The organism is Sporosarcina beigongshangi (assembly GCF_033485195.1).
GTDB classification, from domain to species: domain Bacteria; phylum Bacillota; class Bacilli; order Bacillales_A; family Planococcaceae; genus Sporosarcina; species Sporosarcina beigongshangi.
The window spans coordinates 19,013-39,446 of the sequence record NZ_JAWLIR010000002.1 but is presented as its reverse complement, the minus strand read 5'-3'; the positions used below and the strand labels follow the sequence as shown (position 1 = coordinate 39,446).

22 protein-coding genes, 3 pseudogenes and 1 riboswitch are annotated in these 20,434 nt (G+C 41.8%); of the genes and pseudogenes, 23 read left to right on the top strand and 2 right to left on the bottom strand.

Annotation, left to right across the window (positions count from 1 at the left end):
- Positions 1-9 precede the first annotated feature (9 nt).
- From comGC to hemY, 11 genes are all read left to right on the top strand, one after another.
- Positions 10-336 (top strand): competence type IV pilus major pilin ComGC, encoded by a 327-nt coding sequence (gene comGC, locus R2B77_RS00695; protein WP_203246920.1) that lies wholly within the window; start codon positions 10-12, stop codon positions 334-336.
- A complete protein-coding gene (locus R2B77_RS00690; RefSeq protein WP_203246921.1) occupies positions 317-781 on the top strand; it encodes a prepilin-type N-terminal cleavage/methylation domain-containing protein in 465 nt (154 codons plus the stop codon). Before comGC ends, R2B77_RS00690 begins: the two co-directional genes overlap by 20 nt.
- Positions 774-1,073: a hypothetical protein gene (locus tag R2B77_RS00685; protein WP_203246922.1), complete on the top strand. Its 300-nt coding sequence runs from the start codon at positions 774-776 to the stop codon at positions 1,071-1,073. Before R2B77_RS00690 ends, R2B77_RS00685 begins: the two co-directional genes overlap by 8 nt.
- Complete coding sequence (gene comGF / locus R2B77_RS00680; RefSeq protein WP_203246923.1) at positions 1,070-1,507, top strand: competence type IV pilus minor pilin ComGF; 438 nt, start codon at positions 1,070-1,072, stop codon at positions 1,505-1,507. Before R2B77_RS00685 ends, comGF begins: the two co-directional genes overlap by 4 nt.
- Positions 1,488-1,667 carry a hypothetical protein gene (locus R2B77_RS00675; protein WP_203246924.1) on the top strand — a complete coding sequence of 60 codons (180 nt, stop codon included), beginning with the start codon at positions 1,488-1,490 and terminating at the stop codon, positions 1,665-1,667. The genes comGF and R2B77_RS00675 overlap by 20 nt, the downstream gene beginning before the upstream one ends.
- A 30-nt stretch (positions 1,668-1,697) precedes the next feature.
- Complete coding sequence (locus R2B77_RS00670; RefSeq protein WP_203246925.1) at positions 1,698-2,213, top strand: shikimate kinase; 516 nt, start codon at positions 1,698-1,700, stop codon at positions 2,211-2,213.
- A 318-nt stretch (positions 2,214-2,531) separates the two neighbouring features.
- Positions 2,532-2,623: riboswitch (glycine riboswitch) on the top strand.
- A gap of 136 nt (positions 2,624-2,759) precedes the next feature.
- The gene (gcvT, locus tag R2B77_RS00665; RefSeq protein WP_203246926.1) at positions 2,760-3,857 is read left to right on the top strand and encodes a glycine cleavage system aminomethyltransferase GcvT; all 1,098 of its coding nucleotides are present in this window, start codon (positions 2,760-2,762) and stop codon (positions 3,855-3,857) included.
- A gap of 33 nt (positions 3,858-3,890) precedes the next feature.
- Complete coding sequence (gcvPA, locus tag R2B77_RS00660; protein ID WP_203246927.1) at positions 3,891-5,237, top strand: aminomethyl-transferring glycine dehydrogenase subunit GcvPA; 1,347 nt, start codon at positions 3,891-3,893, stop codon at positions 5,235-5,237.
- Positions 5,230-6,687: an aminomethyl-transferring glycine dehydrogenase subunit GcvPB gene (gene gcvPB, locus R2B77_RS00655; protein WP_203246928.1), complete on the top strand. Its 1,458-nt coding sequence runs from the start codon at positions 5,230-5,232 to the stop codon at positions 6,685-6,687. Before gcvPA ends, gcvPB begins: the two co-directional genes overlap by 8 nt.
- A gap of 175 nt (positions 6,688-6,862) precedes the next feature.
- The gene (locus R2B77_RS00650; protein ID WP_203246929.1) at positions 6,863-7,942 is read left to right on the top strand and encodes a TIGR04053 family radical SAM/SPASM domain-containing protein; all 1,080 of its coding nucleotides are present in this window, start codon (positions 6,863-6,865) and stop codon (positions 7,940-7,942) included.
- 29 nt (positions 7,943-7,971) lie between these two features.
- On the top strand, positions 7,972-9,399 hold the full coding sequence (gene hemY / locus R2B77_RS00645) for a protoporphyrinogen oxidase (protein ID WP_203246930.1): 1,428 nt from the start codon (positions 7,972-7,974) through the stop codon (positions 9,397-9,399).
- 55 nt (positions 9,400-9,454) lie between these two features.
- On the opposite strand, the gene R2B77_RS00640 is transcribed toward hemY, so the two are convergent.
- Positions 9,455-9,784, bottom strand: a complete 330-nt coding sequence (locus tag R2B77_RS00640) for a rhodanese-like domain-containing protein (protein WP_203246981.1) — start codon at positions 9,782-9,784, stop codon at positions 9,455-9,457.
- 149 nt (positions 9,785-9,933) lie between these two features.
- Between R2B77_RS00640 and R2B77_RS00635 the strand changes: the two genes are divergently transcribed.
- From R2B77_RS00635 to R2B77_RS00615, 5 genes and pseudogenes are all read left to right on the top strand, one after another.
- Positions 9,934-10,770, top strand: coding sequence for a lipoate--protein ligase family protein (locus R2B77_RS00635; protein ID WP_203246931.1), 837 nt, complete (start codon positions 9,934-9,936; stop codon positions 10,768-10,770).
- A 179-nt stretch (positions 10,771-10,949) separates the two neighbouring features.
- A pseudogene (locus R2B77_RS00630) lies at positions 10,950-11,741 on the top strand (ribonucleotide reductase N-terminal alpha domain-containing protein); the annotation flags it as partial.
- Positions 11,742-11,972: 231 nt separating this feature from the next.
- Positions 11,973-12,836, top strand: a complete 864-nt coding sequence (locus R2B77_RS00625) for an LAGLIDADG family homing endonuclease (RefSeq protein WP_232843441.1) — start codon at positions 11,973-11,975, stop codon at positions 12,834-12,836.
- 74 nt (positions 12,837-12,910) lie between these two features.
- Positions 12,911-13,591, top strand: a pseudogene (locus tag R2B77_RS00620) (vitamin B12-dependent ribonucleotide reductase); the annotation flags it as partial.
- 245 nt (positions 13,592-13,836) lie between these two features.
- A pseudogene (locus R2B77_RS00615) lies at positions 13,837-14,955 on the top strand (vitamin B12-dependent ribonucleotide reductase); the annotation flags it as partial.
- A 45-nt stretch (positions 14,956-15,000) separates the two neighbouring features.
- Here R2B77_RS00615 and R2B77_RS00610 read toward each other — a convergent pair.
- Positions 15,001-15,981, bottom strand: a complete 981-nt coding sequence (locus R2B77_RS00610; RefSeq protein ID WP_203246936.1) for a DUF1385 domain-containing protein — start codon at positions 15,979-15,981, stop codon at positions 15,001-15,003.
- 131 nt (positions 15,982-16,112) lie between these two features.
- Here R2B77_RS00610 and R2B77_RS00605 point away from each other — a divergent pair, with 131 nt between their 5' ends.
- The 7 genes from R2B77_RS00605 (at position 16,113) to R2B77_RS00575 (ending at position 20,293) form a co-directional block, all read left to right on the top strand.
- Positions 16,113-16,541, top strand: coding sequence for a hypothetical protein (locus R2B77_RS00605; RefSeq protein WP_203246937.1), 429 nt, complete (start codon positions 16,113-16,115; stop codon positions 16,539-16,541).
- Positions 16,542-16,602: 61 nt separating this feature from the next.
- Positions 16,603-17,043, top strand: a complete 441-nt coding sequence (aroQ, locus tag R2B77_RS00600) for a type II 3-dehydroquinate dehydratase (RefSeq protein ID WP_203246938.1) — start codon at positions 16,603-16,605, stop codon at positions 17,041-17,043.
- Between the two features lie 4 nt (positions 17,044-17,047).
- The gene (locus R2B77_RS00595) at positions 17,048-18,106 is read left to right on the top strand and encodes a M24 family metallopeptidase (RefSeq protein ID WP_203246939.1); all 1,059 of its coding nucleotides are present in this window, start codon (positions 17,048-17,050) and stop codon (positions 18,104-18,106) included.
- Between the two features lie 22 nt (positions 18,107-18,128).
- The gene (gene efp / locus R2B77_RS00590) at positions 18,129-18,686 is read left to right on the top strand and encodes an elongation factor P (RefSeq protein ID WP_203246940.1); all 558 of its coding nucleotides are present in this window, start codon (positions 18,129-18,131) and stop codon (positions 18,684-18,686) included.
- Positions 18,687-18,792: 106 nt separating this feature from the next.
- Positions 18,793-19,002: a hypothetical protein gene (locus R2B77_RS00585; RefSeq protein ID WP_203246941.1), complete on the top strand. Its 210-nt coding sequence runs from the start codon at positions 18,793-18,795 to the stop codon at positions 19,000-19,002.
- Positions 18,981-19,379: a SpoIIIAC/SpoIIIAD family protein gene (locus R2B77_RS00580; RefSeq protein WP_203246942.1), complete on the top strand. Its 399-nt coding sequence runs from the start codon at positions 18,981-18,983 to the stop codon at positions 19,377-19,379. Before R2B77_RS00585 ends, R2B77_RS00580 begins: the two co-directional genes overlap by 22 nt.
- Positions 19,380-19,393: 14 nt before the next feature.
- Positions 19,394-20,293 carry a stage III sporulation protein AE gene (locus R2B77_RS00575; protein WP_203246943.1) on the top strand — a complete coding sequence of 300 codons (900 nt, stop codon included), beginning with the start codon at positions 19,394-19,396 and terminating at the stop codon, positions 20,291-20,293.
- The last annotated feature ends 141 nt before the right edge of the window (positions 20,294-20,434 follow it).

Here is a 20,434-nt window from a genome sequence, read left to right as displayed (position 1 = left end):
GGAAGCGAAATGAAAAAATATATGGGCAATTCAGGTTTTACATTAATCGAAATGATGATTGTGCTTTTAATAATATCGGTGCTAATCCTCATTGCGATTCCGAATGTTACTAAGCATTCGAAGTCGATCGATGAGAAAGGATGTGCTGCCTATGTGAAAATGGTTGAAGGTCAAATAGAGGCGTTTAAAATGGATGAAAAAAAGCTGCCAATTAGTCTCGAGGAGTTGACGGAAAAAGAGTATTTACCTGAAAATCCGCAATGTCCTAATGGTAGCCAACTTTCAATTAGCTTGGATGGGAAAGTGGAAATAGCAGATGGAACTCCGAGCCCATGAGCGAATGATGAAGGGGCATAACGAAAGTGGATTCACGTTTTTGGAGATGATTTTAGTTTTATCCGTAGTATCTCTAGTGACATTTATCATTTTACCCATTGGTGATAAGTGGATACGTAGTGCGTCGGAGGAGGATGGGCTACAAGCGTTTGTAGCAGCAATTCACAATATACAGGCGTATTCAATGGCGAATAATGTTGCGACAAGATTAGACTTTAAAAATTCGGGGACGATGTACATCACTCTGGTTCCGGGAAAACGTGAATTTGTCAGAACTACTTTTCCAATGGGAATGAGGCTGTCAGATTCGAGTAGTATGAAGGCAGTTGAGTTTCAACCCAATGGAGATATAGTAAGATCGGGCACGCTCGTACTCGAAACAAGCTCAGGCCTTACCGAAATTCGGTTTCAATTTCAGCGTGGGAGGATGATTGTTTATGAATGAAGGAGGTTATTCATGGTCTGAGGCGATACTGACATTGACTATTGTTATGGTTATATTTGGGTCTTTACTTCCTTTGGCGACAACAATGACCTCGAAGCTCCAAATGAAAAAAATGCAGATGTATGCGGCAGAAACGGCTCTTCAAGGGGCAATCTACTTTAAGGCTCACGGTTTGACGGCGGGTTATCGTCAAGTGGATGAAGTGGATTATCATTGGTCAATCGAAGGGCAAGCTGTTTGTGTTTCATATCATATGGTTGAACAGCCGATTAGAAAATGTGTGTATTCATGAAGCAAACAGATGAACGTGGCTATACATTACTAGAAAGTATATTTCAACTATTAATTATGGCACTCTTCATCCACCTGTTTATATTGTTTTTCTTCTGGAAAGATCCTGTTGAACAGCAGTATGCAAATTATTCCAAGATGCAATGGGAATTGTTTTCTGCAGAATTACAACAGCTTCTTACTGAGGTTAGTGAAATTCAATTACTGAACGGAGGAAAAGTTATTCATTTTAGAAATCATCATGGCTCGGTTGATATCGAACAAAGCGGTAGCGTTATCAGAAAGCGAGTAACGGGCGACGGGCATATTCCACTCCTGACAGATGTTCGTTCTGTGGTATTTAGCCTAGATAGTACAACGTTAACAATAGCTGTGACGACTGTAGAAGGCACCGTTAAAGTAAGGAGGTTTGCAGTTGGCCACTATCCAAAATGAACGTGGTGCGTTACTAGCTGCTGCGATTGTTTTATTATTTTTCGTTAGTACCTTTCTTTTCACCCTCGTTTCATGGCATGATAGTATTCAAAGGAACTATGATTCACTAGAAATATTTTATGAAAATGAAACGAAGAAGACAATGAGTCGGGACGAATAGAGCTATTTGTCCTGTAAAATGGGTGATAAAATGAAGAAAGTATACTTAATTGGCTATATGGGATGTGGAAAAAGTGCGATTGGCAAACGGCTAAGCTTTGCGACCAAGCTACCATATTACGATATGGATTCTGAAATCGTGAAAAAAACAGGCATGGCCATACCCGAAATTTTTGAAAAGTATGGGGAAGAGTATTTTCGTGATTTAGAGACGGAGTTCCTCGAAAATTTTCGTGATGAGTATTGTATCATTGCGACAGGCGGAGGAGTTCCGATGCGGCAAAAAAATCGTGAGATTATGAGACAGACAGGCATTGTCTTTTTCTTGAATGCACCGTTCCGTGATATATGGAGACGGATTGCCTCGGATCGCAATCGGCCTATTGTTCAGCGTTCCACACGTGTAGATCTTGAAAAGCTATTTAATGAGCGCAAACCCCATTATTTGCACACGGCCCATTTTAAAGTCGAAACAGAAAATCGTTCACTGCGAGATATTGTGGATTATATCGGATTCCAAATACGTAGACTGAAGGGCGAAACGTAAAAAAGTAGAAATCATTTTGATTTCTACTTTTTTATGTGCGAGCAAAAAACACGAACGATTATCTTTTTAAATTAAATATCGTTCGTAAAAGTAACTATCTATTAAAAACTATTGCGCTTTCACATAGCAAATGTTAAGATATAAGGCGAAAGGGCATGATTGTCCGAATCTTATTCGAATTCAACTTTATTCAGCAAGCTGAATGAAGATGAAGCCTCCGGCGAATGCCATAGATTTTGAATTGAGCAAGCTCAATTCAAAATCTCGACGCAATTACGCCGAGGCGTAATTGATACTAAGACCAATTGAATAACGCGAATGATTGTATGGGGAGAGCACGCACTGGCGTCGCCGAAGGAGCAAATAACAGCAGTTATGAATCTCTCAGGTAACAAGACTCATACATGACGCATCTCTGGAGAGTGCCGGCATTGTTCGGCCACCAACGAGGAAAGCCGTAAGGTCAAACTTTCAGGTACAAGGACAGAGGTTCTCTTTTAAGGGGACCTCTGTCTTTTTTTATCATTATCAAAGGAGGAGTAAGTTATGACAAATGTGTTAAAGCGTACTGCATTATTTGATAGCTACGCACAGTACGGCGGAAAAACAATCGACTTTGGTGGTTGGGAATTACCAGTTCAATTTTCAAGTATTAAAGCAGAACATGAAGCAGTGCGAACAAAAGCGGGTTTGTTTGATGTCTCCCATATGGGTGAGGTTTTTGTAAGTGGAGCAGGGGCACTTGCCTATCTTCAAAAATTAGTGACAAATGACGTGTCGAAATTAGCAGACGGTCAAGCGCAATACACGGCGATGTGCTATGAGGACGGTGGAACAATCGACGACCTTCTCATCTACAAACGCGGAGACAACGACTACCTACTTGTTGTCAATGCATCGAATATTGACAAAGATGTTGAGTGGATGAACAGCCATGCAACAGCGGATGTCGTCATTGAAGACAAATCATCTGACTATGGTCTTCTTGCTTTACAAGGACCTGTAGCACAAGAAGTACTACAAAAATTAACAGATGAGCCATTGGCGGATATTAAGTTTTTCCGTTTTAAAGAAAATGTCAACGTTGCTGGTCATTCTGTCCTTGTTTCACGCACGGGATATACTGGCGAAAATGGCTTTGAAATTTACGGATCACCAGAGGCGATTGTTGCACTTTGGCCAGCAATTCTTACAGCTGGTGAAGAAGAAGGGGTAATTCCAGCAGGTTTAGGTGCGCGTGATACACTGCGTTTCGAAGCGGGCTTGCCACTTTATGGCCAAGAGTTGTCAAAAGATATTTCACCACTTGAAACGGGCCTTGGCTTCGTTGTGAAATTGAATAAAGAAGAGGATTTCCTCGGAAAAGCAGCCCTTACTGCACAAAAAGAAAATGGTGTGCCCCGTAAATTGATTGGTCTTGAAATGATTGATAAAGGGATTCCGCGTACAGGCTACAAAGTATTCTTGGATACCGTCGAAATTGGCGAAGTGACAACAGGTACACAATCACCGACACTGAAAAAGAATATTGGCTTTGCTTTACTGAAAAGTGAGCATACAGCTGAAGGTACAGAAGTCGAAGTTGAAATCCGTAACAAGCGACTGAAAGCAGTTATTATTGCAACACCATTTTATAAACGCTAATCCAATAACATGATGAAAAGGGGCTAACTAGACATGAAGCATCGTTACCTTCCAATGACGGAAACCGATCGTACTGAAATGATGCAAACAATCGGTATTTCCTCAATAGATGAACTATTCGCTGATATTCCTGAAAAAGTTCGTTTTAAAGGCGAATACAATATTAAAAAAGCAAAATCCGAGACTGCATTAACAAAAGAATTGGCACAAGTTGCTGCAATAAATGCGGATGCGCGTACATATGCATCATTCCTTGGTGCGGGCGTCTATGATCACTTCAAACCCATCATCGTCGACCACGTCATTTCGCGTTCAGAGTTTTATACGGCTTATACACCGTATCAGCCAGAGATTTCACAAGGAGAGCTACAAGCTATTTTTGAATTCCAAACAATGATTTGTGAATTAACGGGTATGGATCTTGCCAACTCTTCTATGTATGATGGCGGAACGGCGCTTGCAGAAGCAGGAAATCTTGCGGCAGGTCACACACGTCGAAAAAAACTTCTTGTTTCTGAAACTGTACATCCAGAATCACGTGATGTTGTGCTATCTTATGCGTCAGGCCAATCAATTGAAGTCGTGACGATTCCGCAAAAAAATGGCGTGACAGATATGGCAAAGCTAGAAGAATTGATTGATGAGGATACAGCGGCTGTTCTTGTACAATATCCAAACTTCTTCGGTCAAATTGAAGATATTCAAAAAATTGGTGAACTAACGCATGATAAAGGTGGATTATTTGTTGTATCCTCTAACCCACTAGCACTTGGCGTACTGACACCTCCAGGTAAGTTGGGTGCTGATATTACAGTGGGAGATGCACAACCATTCGGTATTCCGGAAGCTTTCGGTGGACCACACTGTGGTTATTTCGCTGTAACGAAAAAGTTAATGCGTAAAGTTCCAGGACGTCTTGTTGGAGAAACGACTGATGACGAAGGACGTCGTGGTTATGTATTGACATTACAAGCACGTGAGCAGCATATTCGTCGTGATAAAGCGACATCTAATATCTGTTCAAACCAAGCGTTGAACGCATTGGCGGCTTCTGTTGCGATGACTGCACTTGGTAAAGTCGGTGCACAGGAAATCGCTTACCAAAATATTGTTAAAACACGTTATGCCAAGGATGCATTTGAAAAAGCTGGTTTTGAAGTCTTATTTGGCGGTGCTCATTTCAATGAAATCGTCGTTAATTGCAAAAAATCGGTTAAAGAAGTCAATGCACACCTCTTCCAGAAGGGGATTCTTGGTGGATATGATTTAGGCTTGACGTACCCGGCATTTGCCAATCACGCGTTGATTGCTGTGACTGAACAACGTACAAAAGAAGAAATCGATGCACTTGTGCAGGAAATGGAGGCCCTTCATGCATAAAGATAATCAGCCGTTAATTTTCGAACTGACAAAAGAAGGACGAATTGGTTACAGTCTTCCAGAACTAGATGTACCTGAGTTGGATCTGTCAGATTTATTGCCAGCGGGATTTATCCGCGAAGAAGCAGCAGAACTTCCAGAGGTTTCTGAGCTTGATATTATGCGCCATTACACAGCGTTGTCTAATCGTAACCATGGTGTAGACACAGGATTTTACCCGTTAGGATCTTGTACGATGAAATATAATCCGAAAATTAACGAATCTGTTGCACGATTCCCTGGATTCGCCAATATTCACCCATTGCAAGATGAGTCGACTGTACAAGGTGCAATGGAAATTTTGTATGATTTGCAAGAGCATCTTGTTGAAATTACAGGAATGGATGAAGTAACACTTCAACCAGCGGCTGGAGCACATGGTGAATGGACAGCACTGATGATGATTCGTGCATTCCACGAAGCAAACGGTGACTTCCACCGTACGAAAGTGCTTGTTCCAGACTCTGCACATGGAACAAATCCAGCATCGGCAACGGTTGCAGGTTTTGAGACCGTGACGGTGAAGTCAAATGAGCATGGACTTGTTGATCTTGAAGACTTGAAACGTGTAGTTGGACCGGATACGGCGGCATTGATGCTGACAAACCCAAATACGCTTGGACTATTTGAAGAAGACATTCTTGAAATGGCTGAAATCGTTCACGCTGTTGGTGGGAAATTGTATTATGATGGTGCAAACTTGAATGCAGTTATGTCTAAAGCACGCCCTGGCGACATGGGCTTTGATGCGGTTCACTTAAACTTGCACAAAACATTTACAGGTCCTCACGGTGGTGGCGGTCCAGGTTCTGGTCCAGTTGGTGTCAAAGCAGACTTGGCTCCGTTCTTACCAAAACCAGTGCTTGTGAAAAAAGACGATGTGTATACATTTGATTACAACATCCCACAAACGATTGGTCGCGTGAAGCCGTTCTATGGTAACTTTGGTATTTACCTTCGTGCGTACACGTACATTCGTTCAATGGGGCCAGATGGCTTGAAAGCTGTTACGGAATATGCGGTATTGAATGCAAACTATATGATGCGTCGACTTGAGCCTTACTTTGACCTGCCATATAACCGTCATTGTAAGCATGAATTTGTTCTTTCTGGGCGTCGCCAGAAGAAATTGGGTGTGCGTACACTTGATATGGCAAAACGACTGTTAGACTTTGGTTATCACCCACCAACAATCTACTTCCCACTAAATGTTGAGGAAGGCATGATGATTGAGCCGACAGAAACAGAGTCAAAAGAAACACTCGATGCATTTTGTGATGCGCTCATTCAAATCGCAAAAGAAGTTGAAGAAAACCCTGAAATCGTTCAAAACGCACCACATACGACGGTCATCAATCGTTTGGATGAAACGAAGGCGGCACGTCAACCTGTATTGCGTTATACAAAATAAGTTTGATTTAAAAAAGCACAGCCTTGCGTTGTGCTTTTTTGTCGTATTTGTGACTAAAAGTTCACATCCTTACTCTTTTCTTGTGATAAATATCACAAGTGCTATCCCGTCGTAGCACTATGCTAATGGTGTAGATATATTGCAAGATACATCATGACTAAAGGGAGCGTTTAAGATGATATCTGTCAAACAAGAGCTTAATTACGATGTGAATCCGTTTATTGTTATATGGGAAGTGACACGAGCCTGTGCACTGAAGTGCTTGCATTGTAGGGCGGAAGCTCAATATAAGGCTGACCCTCGTCAATTGTCATTTGATGAAGGAAAAAAACTAATTGATGAGATTGCTGGCATGGATAATCCACTGTTTGTTTTTACAGGTGGAGATCCATTGATGCGTCCTGATTTATTTGACCTTGCAAAATATGCGATTGATGAGAAAGGTCTTCCGGTTTCCATGACGCCGAGTGCAACACCAAAAGTTACGAAGGAAGCGATTCAGAAAGCGAAAGATGTTGGGTTATCGAGATGGGCATTTAGTTTGGATGGTTCCTGCGCGGAAATTCATGACCACTTCCGGGGAACGAAAGGGTCCTATGATCGAACGATGAAAGGGATTGAGTATTTAAAAGAATTAAATATCCCGATCCAAGTGAATACAACCATTTCAAAATATAATCTCCATGATCTTGAAGCAATTGCTGAAAAAGTGAAAGAGATGGGAACTGTACTGTGGAGCACGTTCTTCTTAGTACCAACAGGACGCGGTATGGAAAAGGATATGGTGAGCCCGGAAGAGCATGAGGAAGTGATGAAATGGTTGTATCAAATTCAACAAACAATGCCCTATGGTGTGAAGACGACTGAAGCACCTCATTACAGACGCGTGTTTCACCAAGAAAAGGAGAGGTTAGGCGAGAGCGGAATCGCAAAACGCTCCGATTTATTAGGACGTGCACCAAAATTTGTGAATGACGGAGATGGTTTTGTCTTTATTAGTCATACGGGTGATGTCTATCCAAGCGGCTTTTTACCAGTAGTTTGTGGCAATGTTCGTGAACAGTCACTATCCGAAATTTATCAAAATTCACCTGTTATGAAGCAATTACGGGATAAGTCTTTATTAAAAGGCAAGTGCGGCGTATGTGAGTTTAAGCATATGTGTGGCGGTTCACGTGCAAGAGCTTATGCGATGACGGGAGATTATTTAGAAAGTGATCCATCCTGCTCATATATTCCAAAGGCGCTTCGCTAAAATGCTTGATTCCGAAAGGTGGATGCTAAGTGGAAAATACGAAAAGGAAGATTATTATTGTAGGTGGCGGTATTACAGGGCTAAGCGCTGCTTTTTATACAAAAAAATATTTTGACGAACGACAAATTCCTATTGAGCTAACAGTAATTGAAAAAAGTCCGTCTTTTGGTGGGAAAATAAGAACGTTGCTTCGTGAGGACTTCATTATTGAAAGGGGACCAGAGTCTTTTTTAGCACGCAAAATGCCGATTATGACTTTGGTTAAGGAATTGGGCCTTGAAGATGAACTAACGGCGACCAACCCACAAGCTAGAACGAATTATATTGTACATAAAGGGAAATTGCATAAAATGCCGCCTGGACTAATGCTAGGTATTCCGACACAATTGACACCTTTTATGAAGACGGGGCTAATATCGCCGTTAGGAAAAATTCGAGCAGCCATGGATTTATGGTTACCTAAAAAGAAAGGAATGGAAGATGAGTCACTCGGTCATTTCATCCAACGGCGTTTAGGAAAAGAAGTGCTAGATCGCATTACTGAACCGCTACTGGGTGGTATTTATGCGGGAGATACGCATTCATTAAGTTTACAAGCGACATTTCCACATTTTTCAGCGATGGAGAAAACGCATCGTAGTTTAATAGTAGGAATGTTGGCTAATAAACAAAAACCAGCACCTAGCATTGCGGGTCTACCCGAAATTGCGCAGAAAAGTATGTTTTTAACGTTTCGTAATGGGATGACGACGCTAGTTGATCGGCTATTAAAGGAGTTACAGACTGAACATTTAATAACGGAGCAAGGTGTACAAACGATTGTTCAGGAAGATGGAGGTTATACTGTTCATTTGGATAATGGGCAGCAGATACAAGCAGATGGGCTTATCATGGCTTTACCAACACAGCAAACTGCGAAGCTTTTACCCAATCGGTCTTCGATACAATGGCTGGAGAGGATTAACTATGTCTCTGTTGCGAACATTGCACTCGCTTTCGATGAAAAAGAGTTTACGTATCCGCTGGATGGTTCCGGTTTTGTCATTCCGCGCAAAGAAGGGCGTTTGTTAACGGCTTGCACATGGAGTTCTTCTAAATGGCTACATACGGCGCCGAAAGGCAAAGTTTTGCTGCGCTGTTATGTTGGGCGAGGAGGAGCTGAAGAGTGGGTTCAGTTGTCTGATGAGCAGTTAATAACAGCTGTATTACAAGAATTGAAAGAGATTATGGGAATCGAAGCACAGCCGATATTTCATGAAGTTACACGACTAGAACGCTCGATGCCGCAATATCCAGTGAAACATGTTGAGGAGTTAAGGAAGGTAAGGGCAGATCTTGCTATCCATAGTCCTGGCGTATACCTCTGTGGGGCTGGCTACGAGGGTGTTGGGATTCCGGACTGTATTCAGCAAGGGAAAGTGGCAGCTGAGCAGCTAGCGGCATATTTAGAGTTGTAGGAGCTATAACAGTTCAAATAACAATAAGGAGAAGCCGAGAGGCCTCTCCTTATTGTTATTTGCTTTTTACTTTACCCGTCCACTGACGGAAACCGCCTTGTAGATGGAATAACTGATCATAATCTTTTTTCTTTAAAAATAATGCTGCGCGTGCACTTTTACCACCGTTTTGGTCGTAAAGGTAGACTGGCTTGTCCGAACGAATTTCTTTGAAACGTTGACGGAATTGAGAGTATGGAATATTTCGGGCACCCAAAATATGGCCAGCATCAAAATCTTTCGTCTCGCGTACATCAATGAGCTGCGCTTTCCGATAGCCTTCGATAAACTGATCTTGTGTTAAATTTGTAACGGCTTTGCGAAGACGTAGTGTCGTAATCACCATGTATCCGATCAAAAGAACTAAAGCGACTCCTAAAATAATTAAATTCACAACAACTTTCCCCTTTCTCTCTACTTTTCTATTATAAAGATTTGGTGGCACTAGTTCAATGGGAATGATAAAATGAAATTCGTTGTGAAGGGAGAATTCGGATGAAGAAAACGATTTGGCACTTCATTAATTCTGGGAAATGTAGCGCTTCATACAATATGGCGCTCGACGAAGCGTTGTTGGAATGGCATAGCAAAGGTGAAATCGGTCCTGTGCTACGGTTTTATGAATGGCAGCCTGCAACATTGTCGATTGGTTATTTTCAAAGTGTTGAAAAAGAAATTGAAATGGATGCAGTGCGCGAACATGGACTTGGGTTTGTGAGGCGTCCAACCGGTGGACGTGGCGTTCTGCATGAGCATGAGCTTACATACAGCGTAATTGTCTCCGAGAGCTATCCGGAGATGCCTGAAACGGTGACAGAAGCTTACCGTGTGATTTCAGGTGGGGTGCTTGAAGGTTTTCGTAATTTAGGGCTCGATGCACAATTTTCAGTCCCTCAAACGGTTGAGCAATCGGATGACTTGAAAAAACCGAAAAGTGCGGTGTGTTTTGATGCACCGAGCTGGTATGAGTTGGTCGTCGAAGGAAAGAAAGTGGCTGGCAGTGCGCAGACGAGACAAAAAGGTGTCATTTTGCAGCATGGTGCAATACTTTTAAGTCTTGATGAAAATAAACTTGTGTCACTATTTAAATTCAAGTCGGAAGAACAACGCGAGCGAATGCTCGCTAGTCTGCCAGAAAAGGCGGTAGCGATTGATCGTCTAATGAATCGAGTAGTGGCTGTTGAGGAATGTGTGGAGGCATTTGCAAAGGGATTTGAAGATGCACTTGACATGCAGCTAGAGCCATTGCAATTAAGTGAGCAACAGCTCGAATTTGTACGCGATATCGAACGAAAAAAATATGCCAATGACGACTGGACGTTTAAGAAATAACCTATAACTTTCGAGCTATTTTTTGTAATAAAACTTAGTGAAATGGCGTAGATAAAGAGATTGTCGGAAAATGTAAAAATGTCGATATTGAAGACTGTTTCAAGATGTAGTAGATTAATAGAAGGAACTGACACCATATATTGTGTTGGTTAGTGAACTTTGAAAAGGAGGGTGCTTGAATGGTTATTGTTTCAAAGCATCAAGAGCCAATTTTAGACAAGGAGCAACTGAATGCGGATATTGCGAAATTTCCGCAAGTGCATCCGGTTACGGCAGATATGAAAATTGAACATAGCGGGGTATCTAGACTCGTTATGATCGACCGGTATTCGTTCAAGGATACGGCGAAAAAAACGCTTAAAGTTGGTGATTTTGTCGTTCTGACGGTGAAAGAGGATCCGAAATTTCCAGCACGTGGACTTGGATTTATTACAGCGATTGATGCCAAGAATGGCAAGGCGGATATTTGGATTGAAAAAGAATTCCGTTCGGCAATTGATAATCCAGAAGAACAGGAAAAAGGCATCGTAACTCGACCAGTTGATGTGATTGAGAAGCCACTAGAGGTGTTTTATGAGCAAATTGCCAAGCGTAATGCAACGGGGCTTGCTTCTGTTGAAACGACGGAGGACAAGCGTAAGCAGTCGTTTGATCGCTTTTACGACCAGTTATCTGATTTGAACTTCATCCCGGCTGGACGTGTGCTGTACGGGGCTGGATCGGATACGGAAGTAACATTTTTCAACTGTTATGTAATGCCATTTGTAGCAGACTCGCGCGAAGGAATTTCAGATCATCGTAAACAGGTGATGGAGATTATGAGCCGAGGCGGCGGGGTTGGAACGAATGGTTCGACATTACGACCACGCAACACATTAGCACGCGGTGTAAATGGCAAATCGTCCGGATCGGTATCATGGCTCGACGACATTGCGAAATTAACACATCTTGTGGAACAAGGTGGATCCCGTTAACTTTACACGGCGGGATTAAAATCCTGTGAATTGCTGGAACACCCTGAGAGCCTTATTTACCACAACGTGACTGGTGACAGTGAGCGTGAGGGTTTGAAAAAAATAAGGATTGGGCAATCAGCAGCGAAGGGTCTTCGGAAACGAAGATCAACGTTCAACGACTATTGAAACTTCCTAAAGCTTCATAAAAAGTATTCATGCGAATGGATGGTGGATAATTTGGATGCAATGGAAGGAGTAAACCATAACAATCGGAGACGACGTTATGGGGCGCGGGACAAAGATGAATTAATAAATACGATTATTAAACTTCATGAAGAAGGTTACAGTCAGGTTGCAATAGCTAAAAAACTTGATATATCTCGCGGGACGATTTTACGTTGGAATAAAGAATTGCAATTTTTCCAACCAAGAACTCCTGGAGAAGCCGGGAAATTGAAAAATAAGATTTATAATTATGATGAAGACTATTTTCAAGAAATGAAAACGGCGAATCAAGCTTATTTAGCAGGATATATTCTGGGGGATGGAACAATAGTTGATAGAGTGAAATCCAAAAGAATAGTATTGTGTCTGGCTGAAAAAGATCGGCAACTGTTGCAAGATATTGCTTGTGAACTTAGAATGAGCGATGCAATCAAATTCCGGAAGAAAAGCGCTCCAAATGAGCAAAATAAATATTCATTGGTAATTAATTCAACGAAAATGGCCGATGATCTCATAAAACTTGGGATCACTCCTAACAAGACTGGAAAAGAAAGATTCATTAATTTTGATAACAAGGAAGTTCAATGGGCTTTTTTGAGAGGTTTTTTTGATGCGGATGGTCATATCAGGGTATTCCGACAAAATGGATATTTAAAAGCTCGAATGGGTTTTACGGGCAACCGTGAAATGCTTCTTGATATTTTGGCTTTTTTAAGAATGCAGGGTTTCGCTGAAGGTGTTAAGTCTATTACAGAGAAACAAGGTTGTTTTGATTTATACATCGGTAGCATTAAACAGTTGAGAGAAATTTATTACCTTCTTTATCAACATGGAGATATTAAATTAAATCGTAAATATGAAATATTTTCATCTTTGATGAGATAGTCTGATCTCATGTGAAAGCATGAGAGTTGGGCAGAAATGACCCAACCCTCTTGAGTAGAGAGAGTAACAATTAGCGTGGAGCACAAATGATTATGTTGGCGGATTGGCACCCTGACATTTACGAATTTATCATCTCGAAAATGCAGAATCCTCGGATTCTTCGTTACCTTCTAGAACATACAGAAGACGAGCTGATTAAAAAACTCGCCAGTGAAAAACTGAAATTTAAACCGTTAACTGTACAAGAAGAAGCGATGTACCAAGGTTTATTGAATTACCGGGCAATACCGGGTATGGGCGGCTTTAACGAGGCAATCATGCGAGATGCTGAAACGAAATTACGCGATGGTGGGACGTATTCAGTACACAATTCGGAATTCCTCACAGGCGCAAATATTTCTGTCACGTTAACGGATGACTTTATGAAAGCTGTCGAACAGGATGCAGATTACGAGCTCCGATTCCCAGCAGTTGAGAAGTATTCGCCAGAAGAAATGATAGCTTACAACGAAGAGTGGCATAAAGTTGGGGATGTTCGTGAATGGGAGCGTCAAGGATACGCTGTACGCGTCTACCGGACTATCAAAGCACGTGCGCTCTGGGATTTGATTAATATTTGTGCAACGTATTCTGCGGAACCAGGCATTTTCTTCATTGACAATGCCAACAACGAAACAAATGCGAAAGCATACGGCCAGCAAGTCGTAGCAACAAACCCGTGTGGTGGACTTCGCCTCACGTTAAAAATTGCGGGATGAAGCGGGGAAGCTGAGAAATAGTATAATTAATTATACTTGCCAATCCGAACCGAAGGCTGAAGGTAAAGCTTTAGTCAGGGGCAACGCATACCTGGTGATCCTGTTTTCGTTAGTTAGAAAACAGACTATAATCCAGGCACGAGACCGCAACACTGTTAAATGCAGTGAAAATGTATGCTGAACTTACAGGAAAATGAACTGTAAGAACTAGGGGATAAAAAGCCTTTAGGATAACAATTTTGGAACAACCATTAGCACCTTATTCGGTTTGTAACCTTGCTGCTGTAAATCTTGCTGAGTTCGCTGACAAAGAAACAAAAACGGTGAACTATGAAAAATTGAAGGAAACGGTACGGGTTGGTGTTCGCATGCAGGACAATGTTATCGACGCCACGCCTTATTTCCTTGAAGATAATAAAGTACAAGCCCTCGGCGAACGTCGTGTCGGACTCGGTGTAATGGGTCTTGCTGACTTACTCATTTATTGTGAAAAAGAATACGGTTCAGTAGAAGGTAACGAACTCGTAGATAATGTATTCGAGGCAATTGCCACAACCGCATACCGTGAATCCGTCGAGCTTGCAAAAGAAAAAGGGAGCTTCCCATTCCTCATCGGTAAATCAGATGAAGAAACTGCAGCTCTCCGTAATGCATTCATCAACACAGGCTTTATGAAAAAAATGCCGGAAGATATCCGTCAGTCGATTTTGGAGTTTGGTATCAGAAATTCCCATTTATTAACAGTTGCGCCAACGGGGTCCACTGGAACAATGGTTGGAGTTTCTACCGGGTTAGAACCATATTTTTCCTTTACTTATTATCGCAGTGGACGCCTTGGGAAATTCATCGAGGTGAAAGCGAATATTGTAGAGGAATATTTACAACGCAATCCCGAAGCAGATCCGGACAACTTGCCGGAATGGTTTATTTCATCAATGAGCCTAGCACCGGAAGCACATGCGGATGTCCAGTGTATTATCCAACGCTGGATTGACAGCTCAATTTCCAAGACAGTTAATGCACCACGCGGTTATACAGTCGAGCAGGTTGAAAGCGTCTATGAGCGTCTGTATAAAGGCGGAGCAAAGGGTGGTACTGTTTATGTTGATGGTAGCCGTGATTCCCAGGTCTTGACGCTGAAGGCGGAAGAAAATGACATGGAATCAAATTATGTAGAAGAAGTTGTTGAACAGCCGAAAGTTGTACTGGTCAACACGATTCAAGATTTACGATCAACCAACGTCACAATCGGCTCCGAAGTCGGCGATACATGCCCGGTTTGCCGTCAAGGAACCGTCGAAGAAATGGGCGGCTGTAATACTTGTACAAACTGTAATGCACAATTGAAATGTGGGCTATAAGTAAATAAAAACGGAAGGTGCCACTACTGGGCGCCTTCCGTTTTATTAATTAATAGCTATCGTATCAGCAGTAGGGGGTGTATCGACTTTCGCAGTAACCTCCAACACTTCAACGCCATGCTCCTCAATTTCTAATAATTTCTCAAAGGATGCAATCGCCACTTCGACCTGCTGATTATCGGGCTCTTTTGTTGTAAGTAGCTGCAGCCATAGTCCTGGGTAGCCTAAATATTTTAATACAGGGATATTACGCATTGCATTTGTGACTTGTAAAACTTCAAAAGAAATACCAAGAACGACTGGGATCAGAAGAATCCGGTTGACGATACGTAACCAGAGCGGATCCGTTGGGACAAGGAAATAGATGAACATGCCAACAATAACTGTAAAAAGGATGAAGCTACTACCACAGCGGAAATGCAGCCTTGATTGTGCTTGCACATTGTCAACTGTCAGCGGTAAATTATTTTCATAGGCATTGATAACCTTATGTTCAGCACCGTGGTATTGAAAGACTCGCTTAATGAGTGGAGTCAATGAAATCAGTGAGATATACGTTAGCAATAAGATAAGCTTGAACAGGCTTTCAAGCAAAATTTGAGCAGGTTTTCCAGGTGCTATAAATTGTAACATTTCTGCTAGGAAAACCGGGACGAGTGTGAAGACAAATTTACCGAACAAGAACGATAACACACCGACCACAGCTACGCCAAGCACCATTGCGATTTTGGACGTTTCTTGGGGCTGCTCTACTTCCTCACCAGGCATCACATCGTAACGATCACTGGAAAATGTCAAATGACGTGAGCCGATTCCTGCCGATTCAATTAAAGCAATAATACCCCTAACGAATGGGATTTTCTTTAATTTCATACGTGTCGAATTCTTTTCTTTAGGTAGATGATAATAATCGATTGAATCATCTTTACGTCTAATCGCCGTCACGGTATGATCTTTACTAGCGAACATAACCCCTTCAACGAGCGCTTGGCCTCCGTAAGTAGGAGCTTGTTGTTCTTTTTCCATAGTCATTCCCACACTTTCTTTTGTCTCAACTACAATCTATTTTACTATTGTACTAAAAAACAGCCGCACACTCCACAATTGATGTTTAAAAAAAAGAGAACGATCCAACACTTTGGGCAGGAGGGATTTCTATGTTGAATAAAACCTTACTGTGGACTGCTTTTTTTAGTGCATTATTCACGGCATTGTCATTGAAGTTTTTACATCTATTTAATTTCATTAGCTGGTCACCTGTCGCGTGGGTGAATAAGGGAATACCATTTGCAACGGGCTCAATCGTCTTCGAATGGCTGTTTCTTTTTGTTTTGCTGTTAGTCGTGTTTGCTCTTTTGTACATTGCTGTTTCATTTACTACTTCTATTCCCCCATCCATAACTTCGCTGATGATTGCTATTTTAACTGTTTTCGCAATTGAATGGACAATCGGTTCACCTAAAACGCCGTTCGATGCAATTCAGTCTGTGTCTATCCCATTTCTCGCAATTATCGCCATTGTGCTACGATTTCTCACAGGAACGGCCGTATTTATGAAGAAACTTTCAGAGGAAAGTGTGAAATGAGTTGCTAGACAACCGCGATATGATAAAATAGGAAAGAAAAAGATGAGGGGAATGGTATGGGGTGAAATTACTGATTCTGAACGGACCCAATTTAAACAGGCTTGGAAAAAGGGAACCGGGTATTTATGGGGCGGAAACGTTGGAGGATGTTGAGCGTAAATTAGAAGACGCTGCAGCTGAATATGGAGTGGAGCTAACATTTTTCCAATCGAACGTCGAAGGAGCTTTAATCGACAAAATCCATGATGCAGAAGACATAGGTCTCGATGGTATCGTCTTCAATCCAGGAGCCTTTACGCATTATAGTATAGCGTTGCGTGATGCGGTTGCTTCAATTCAAGTACCTGTTATCGAAATCCATATTTCGAACATACATAGCCGTGAATCGTTTAGACAGACGTCTGTCATTGCGCCAGTCTGCGTAGGTCAGCTGTCGGGATTCGGTACAGACGGATATATACTCGCCATCCAAGCTTTTCTCCTCCGAGGAAAAGGGGTATGACAGGATGAAACTAGTAAAATTACGGGAATTACTGAAAGAACAAGAGCTTGATGCGCTACTTGTTACGAACCCGTACAATCGCCGCTATATGACAGGGTTTACAGGAACAGCAGGACTTGCACTAATTTCGTCTGACGATGCTGTGTTCATCACAGATTTCCGTTATACGGAACAGGCCGAAAAAGAAATCGAAGGCTTCCGTATTGTCCAACATACGAAAACAATTATCGAAGAAGTTGCTACACAAGCTGAAAATATGGGGCTTCAAACAATCGGTTTTGAAAAAGATGATTTGACATTTGGGCTATACGAGTTATACAATGCACAAGTTAAAGCTACGTTAAAACCAGTGTCGGGTCTTGTTGAGAAACTACGTATGGTGAAAACAGAAGATGAATTGGTAGTTTTGAGAAAGGCTGCCAAAATTGCTGATGATGCATTCACACATATTTGTACATTCATCAAACCTGGCGTAACAGAACTCGAAGTATCCAATGAGTTGGAATTTGCGATGCGTAAACAAGGAGCAACGTCTTCATCGTTCTCCATTATCGTGGCATCCGGCTTACGTGGCGCGCTTCCGCATGGCGTGGCGACGGACAAGGTGATTGAATCGGGTGATCTTGTGACGCTTGACTTTGGTGCTTTGTATGAGGGTTATATTTCAGACATCACGCGTACGGTTGCTGTTGGGGAACCTTCAGACAAACTAAAAGAAATTTACGCAGTGACTCTTGCAGCACAAGAATTAGCTTTAGAAAAAATTAAACCAGGTATGACAGGCATTGAAGCAGATGCCATTGCACGTGATTATATTGCTTCAAAGGGCTATGGCGAAGCTTTTGGTCATTCTACTGGCCATGGTATCGGTCTAGAGGTGCATGAAGGACCTGGACTGTCCTTCCGTTCAGAAACTGTGCTTGTGCCTAATATGGCTGTTACAGTTGAGCCGGGGATCTATCTTCCGGGTATAGGCGGCGTACGCATCGAAGACGATATCATTATGACCGAAGACGGCAACGTGCGCCTAACACATTCAACAAAAGAACTACTTATATTATAATCTAATAAATGGAGGAATCATCATGATTTCAGTAAACGATTTTAAAACAGGCTTAACAATAGAAGTAGACGGTGACATTTGGCGCGTAATGGATTTCCAACACGTTAAACCAGGTAAAGGTGCAGCGTTCGTTCGTTCAAAACTGCGCAATCTTCGTACAGGTAACGTCAATGAAAAAACGTTCCGTGCAGGAGAAAAAGTAGGAAAAGCACAAATCGATAACAAACGTATGCAGTATTTATATGCAAACGGAGACGATCATGTTTTCATGGACAACGAATCATATGAGCAAATCGAATTACCTGCAAAACAAATTGAAGAAGAGCTGAAATTCCTGAAAGAGAACATGGAAGTCCATGTTATTCAATATAAAGAAGAAATTCTTGGTGTTGAATTACCAGTAACGGTTGTCCTTGAAGTTGCAGAAACAGAGCCGGGCATTAAAGGTGATACAGCAAGCGGTGGTTCAAAACCTGCTAAACTTGAAACAGGTTTAATTGTTCAAGTGCCGTTCTTTGTTAATATTGGAGACAAACTAATCATCAACACAGAAGAATCTGAATACGTTTCACGCGCATAATCTACATGAATCGGAAAACATCCTGCTCCCCATCTGGGAAGTAGGATGTTTTTTTTCATATGTTTACTCAGTCATACATAGGATAAAGCAATGGGGGGAACGCCGGATGGAATTGAGTGATTTACTACGTGTCGCCGGTATCGGGCTAGTTATCGGATTACTACATGTTTTTTTTGAACAGACCGGCAAAAAGGAATTCTCCTATTTCCTTTTTTTTATAGCCTACATTTATATTACTGCGGAAATGCTGCGCTTTCTTAAAATCTTCTTCACGGAAATCATGGAATTTTTCCAATGGTTGTCGATGTCAGTGTAATGTTCATTCTAATCCAAACGATTGCAGTCTTTCTAATACTTTTAGTCATCGCATTTGCTGTCCCTACATTGAATCCGCTGTTGTATGTAGCTATCTTTCTCTTTTATTTGCTGTATGTACTAAGCACCATCGTTTTTCCGTTTGGTCGAACATTTTCAACCATTTTCGAAGCGTTACCAGATCCTTTCGCTAAGTTGTTGATTGGTAGCGCCATTTTGTTCTATGTCTCCGAGCTGATAGCGGAGCATATCTCGGATGCGGGTTACGGCTCACTTGCGTCACTCACTCACTTTATTGTGAAAATTTTCATTCTAACATTGTGGATTAGTCAAACAACGAGACTCATTGAAATACTATCGACACTCATTACAAAATGATCGGACGGGCATCTATGATTACCTTTATTGAAACGATACTTGGCACTGTGCTCTCAAGCTTCGTCATCGTCATCATCGCAACATTTATGGCATTGTTAGTCGATTTTTTATTTCCAACCTTTATAAAATGGACGAGAATGATGATGATTTTTCTTGTCATTGCTGTGGTTTTACAGCCTGCATTTGAACATTTAGCGCTCATTCGAGATATTGCCCATTCCATTTCGATGATATTCATTTCGGTTTATCCGATTTTAACGGCAAGTATGATTGCTGCAGGCGGAGCTTTCAGTATGCTTAATTTTCAACCTGCTATGCTGCTGTTTGCCAATGGGGCTGTTGTGCTTGCGGAAAGTGTCCTCATACCTCTATTAACAGCAGCGTTGATTTTCGATTTAGTTACAAGGATATTGCCAGCTGTGCCGTTTTCTAAAATGGCGGATTTAATTCGGACGACTCTACTTGGCGCTGTTTCCGCCATCGTTGCAGCCTACTCAATCTTCATCACTGTTGGAGGCACAATGACTTGGGCATTAGCAGGGCTTGCGAGTGAGCCGATTAAGGAATTAATCCGTCAAAATGTTCCGCTGATCGGGTCGTTTATGACGGATAGTATGGGCGCGATGGGGCGTTACTCGTCGGGCATAAGTGTTTTTGCGGGTGGTTGGTTTATTTCGACCATTTGGACAGTAGCGCTCATTCCCTCAATTAAGACGTTATTGACGGCTTTTTTTTATAGATGGACAGCTGCGCTCATTGAACCTTTTGCTAATGAAGATATAACAGGAATTTTAGATGACATCGGCAAAACTTTATTCGTACTTTGTGCTGTGTCCTTTTTAATTGCTTTTGCCTTTATTTACTCAGCGCTCTTCTCGATTATTCTTATCAAATTAATGACAACAATGAAATGAGGTTCGCTAATGTCATCTTTTTAATAGGTGTTTTACTCATCACTTTGCTGTCCTCGACAGTATTGTTGTTATTTTCTAAAGAAACGGAAGAGGATTTTTTGCCGATTATTAAGCTAGCAATGGGCATTTGGCTAATTCGAT

Excerpts from the sequence above, each read along its gene's own strand:
- comGC (WP_203246920.1), top strand. The coding sequence starts at position 10 with ATGAAAAAATATATGGGCAATTCAGGTTTTACATTAATCGAAATGATG.
- R2B77_RS00690 (WP_203246921.1), top strand. The coding sequence starts at position 317 with ATGGAACTCCGAGCCCATGAGCGAATGATGAAGGGGCATAACGAAAGT.
- R2B77_RS00685 (WP_203246922.1), top strand. The coding sequence starts at position 774 with ATGAATGAAGGAGGTTATTCATGGTCTGAGGCGATACTGACATTGACT.
- comGF (WP_203246923.1), top strand. The coding sequence starts at position 1,070 with ATGAAGCAAACAGATGAACGTGGCTATACATTACTAGAAAGTATATTT.
- R2B77_RS00670 (WP_203246925.1), top strand. The coding sequence starts at position 1,698 with ATGAAGAAAGTATACTTAATTGGCTATATGGGATGTGGAAAAAGTGCG.
- gcvT (WP_203246926.1), top strand. The coding sequence starts at position 2,760 with ATGACAAATGTGTTAAAGCGTACTGCATTATTTGATAGCTACGCACAG.
- gcvPA (WP_203246927.1), top strand. The coding sequence starts at position 3,891 with ATGAAGCATCGTTACCTTCCAATGACGGAAACCGATCGTACTGAAATG.
- gcvPB (WP_203246928.1), top strand. The coding sequence starts at position 5,230 with ATGCATAAAGATAATCAGCCGTTAATTTTCGAACTGACAAAAGAAGGA.
- R2B77_RS00650 (WP_203246929.1), top strand. The coding sequence starts at position 6,863 with ATGATATCTGTCAAACAAGAGCTTAATTACGATGTGAATCCGTTTATT.
- R2B77_RS00640 (WP_203246981.1), bottom strand. The coding sequence starts at position 9,784 with ATGGTGATTACGACACTACGTCTTCGCAAAGCCGTTACAAATTTAACA.
- R2B77_RS00635 (WP_203246931.1), top strand. The coding sequence starts at position 9,934 with ATGAAGAAAACGATTTGGCACTTCATTAATTCTGGGAAATGTAGCGCT.
- R2B77_RS00625 (WP_232843441.1), top strand. The coding sequence starts at position 11,973 with ATGGAAGGAGTAAACCATAACAATCGGAGACGACGTTATGGGGCGCGG.
- R2B77_RS00610 (WP_203246936.1), bottom strand. The coding sequence starts at position 15,981 with ATGGAAAAAGAACAACAAGCTCCTACTTACGGAGGCCAAGCGCTCGTT.
- R2B77_RS00605 (WP_203246937.1), top strand. The coding sequence starts at position 16,113 with ATGTTGAATAAAACCTTACTGTGGACTGCTTTTTTTAGTGCATTATTC.
- R2B77_RS00595 (WP_203246939.1), top strand. The coding sequence starts at position 17,048 with ATGAAACTAGTAAAATTACGGGAATTACTGAAAGAACAAGAGCTTGAT.
- efp (WP_203246940.1), top strand. The coding sequence starts at position 18,129 with ATGATTTCAGTAAACGATTTTAAAACAGGCTTAACAATAGAAGTAGAC.
- R2B77_RS00585 (WP_203246941.1), top strand. The coding sequence starts at position 18,793 with ATGGAATTGAGTGATTTACTACGTGTCGCCGGTATCGGGCTAGTTATC.
- R2B77_RS00580 (WP_203246942.1), top strand. The coding sequence starts at position 18,981 with ATGGTTGTCGATGTCAGTGTAATGTTCATTCTAATCCAAACGATTGCA.
- R2B77_RS00575 (WP_203246943.1), top strand. The coding sequence starts at position 19,394 with ATGATTACCTTTATTGAAACGATACTTGGCACTGTGCTCTCAAGCTTC.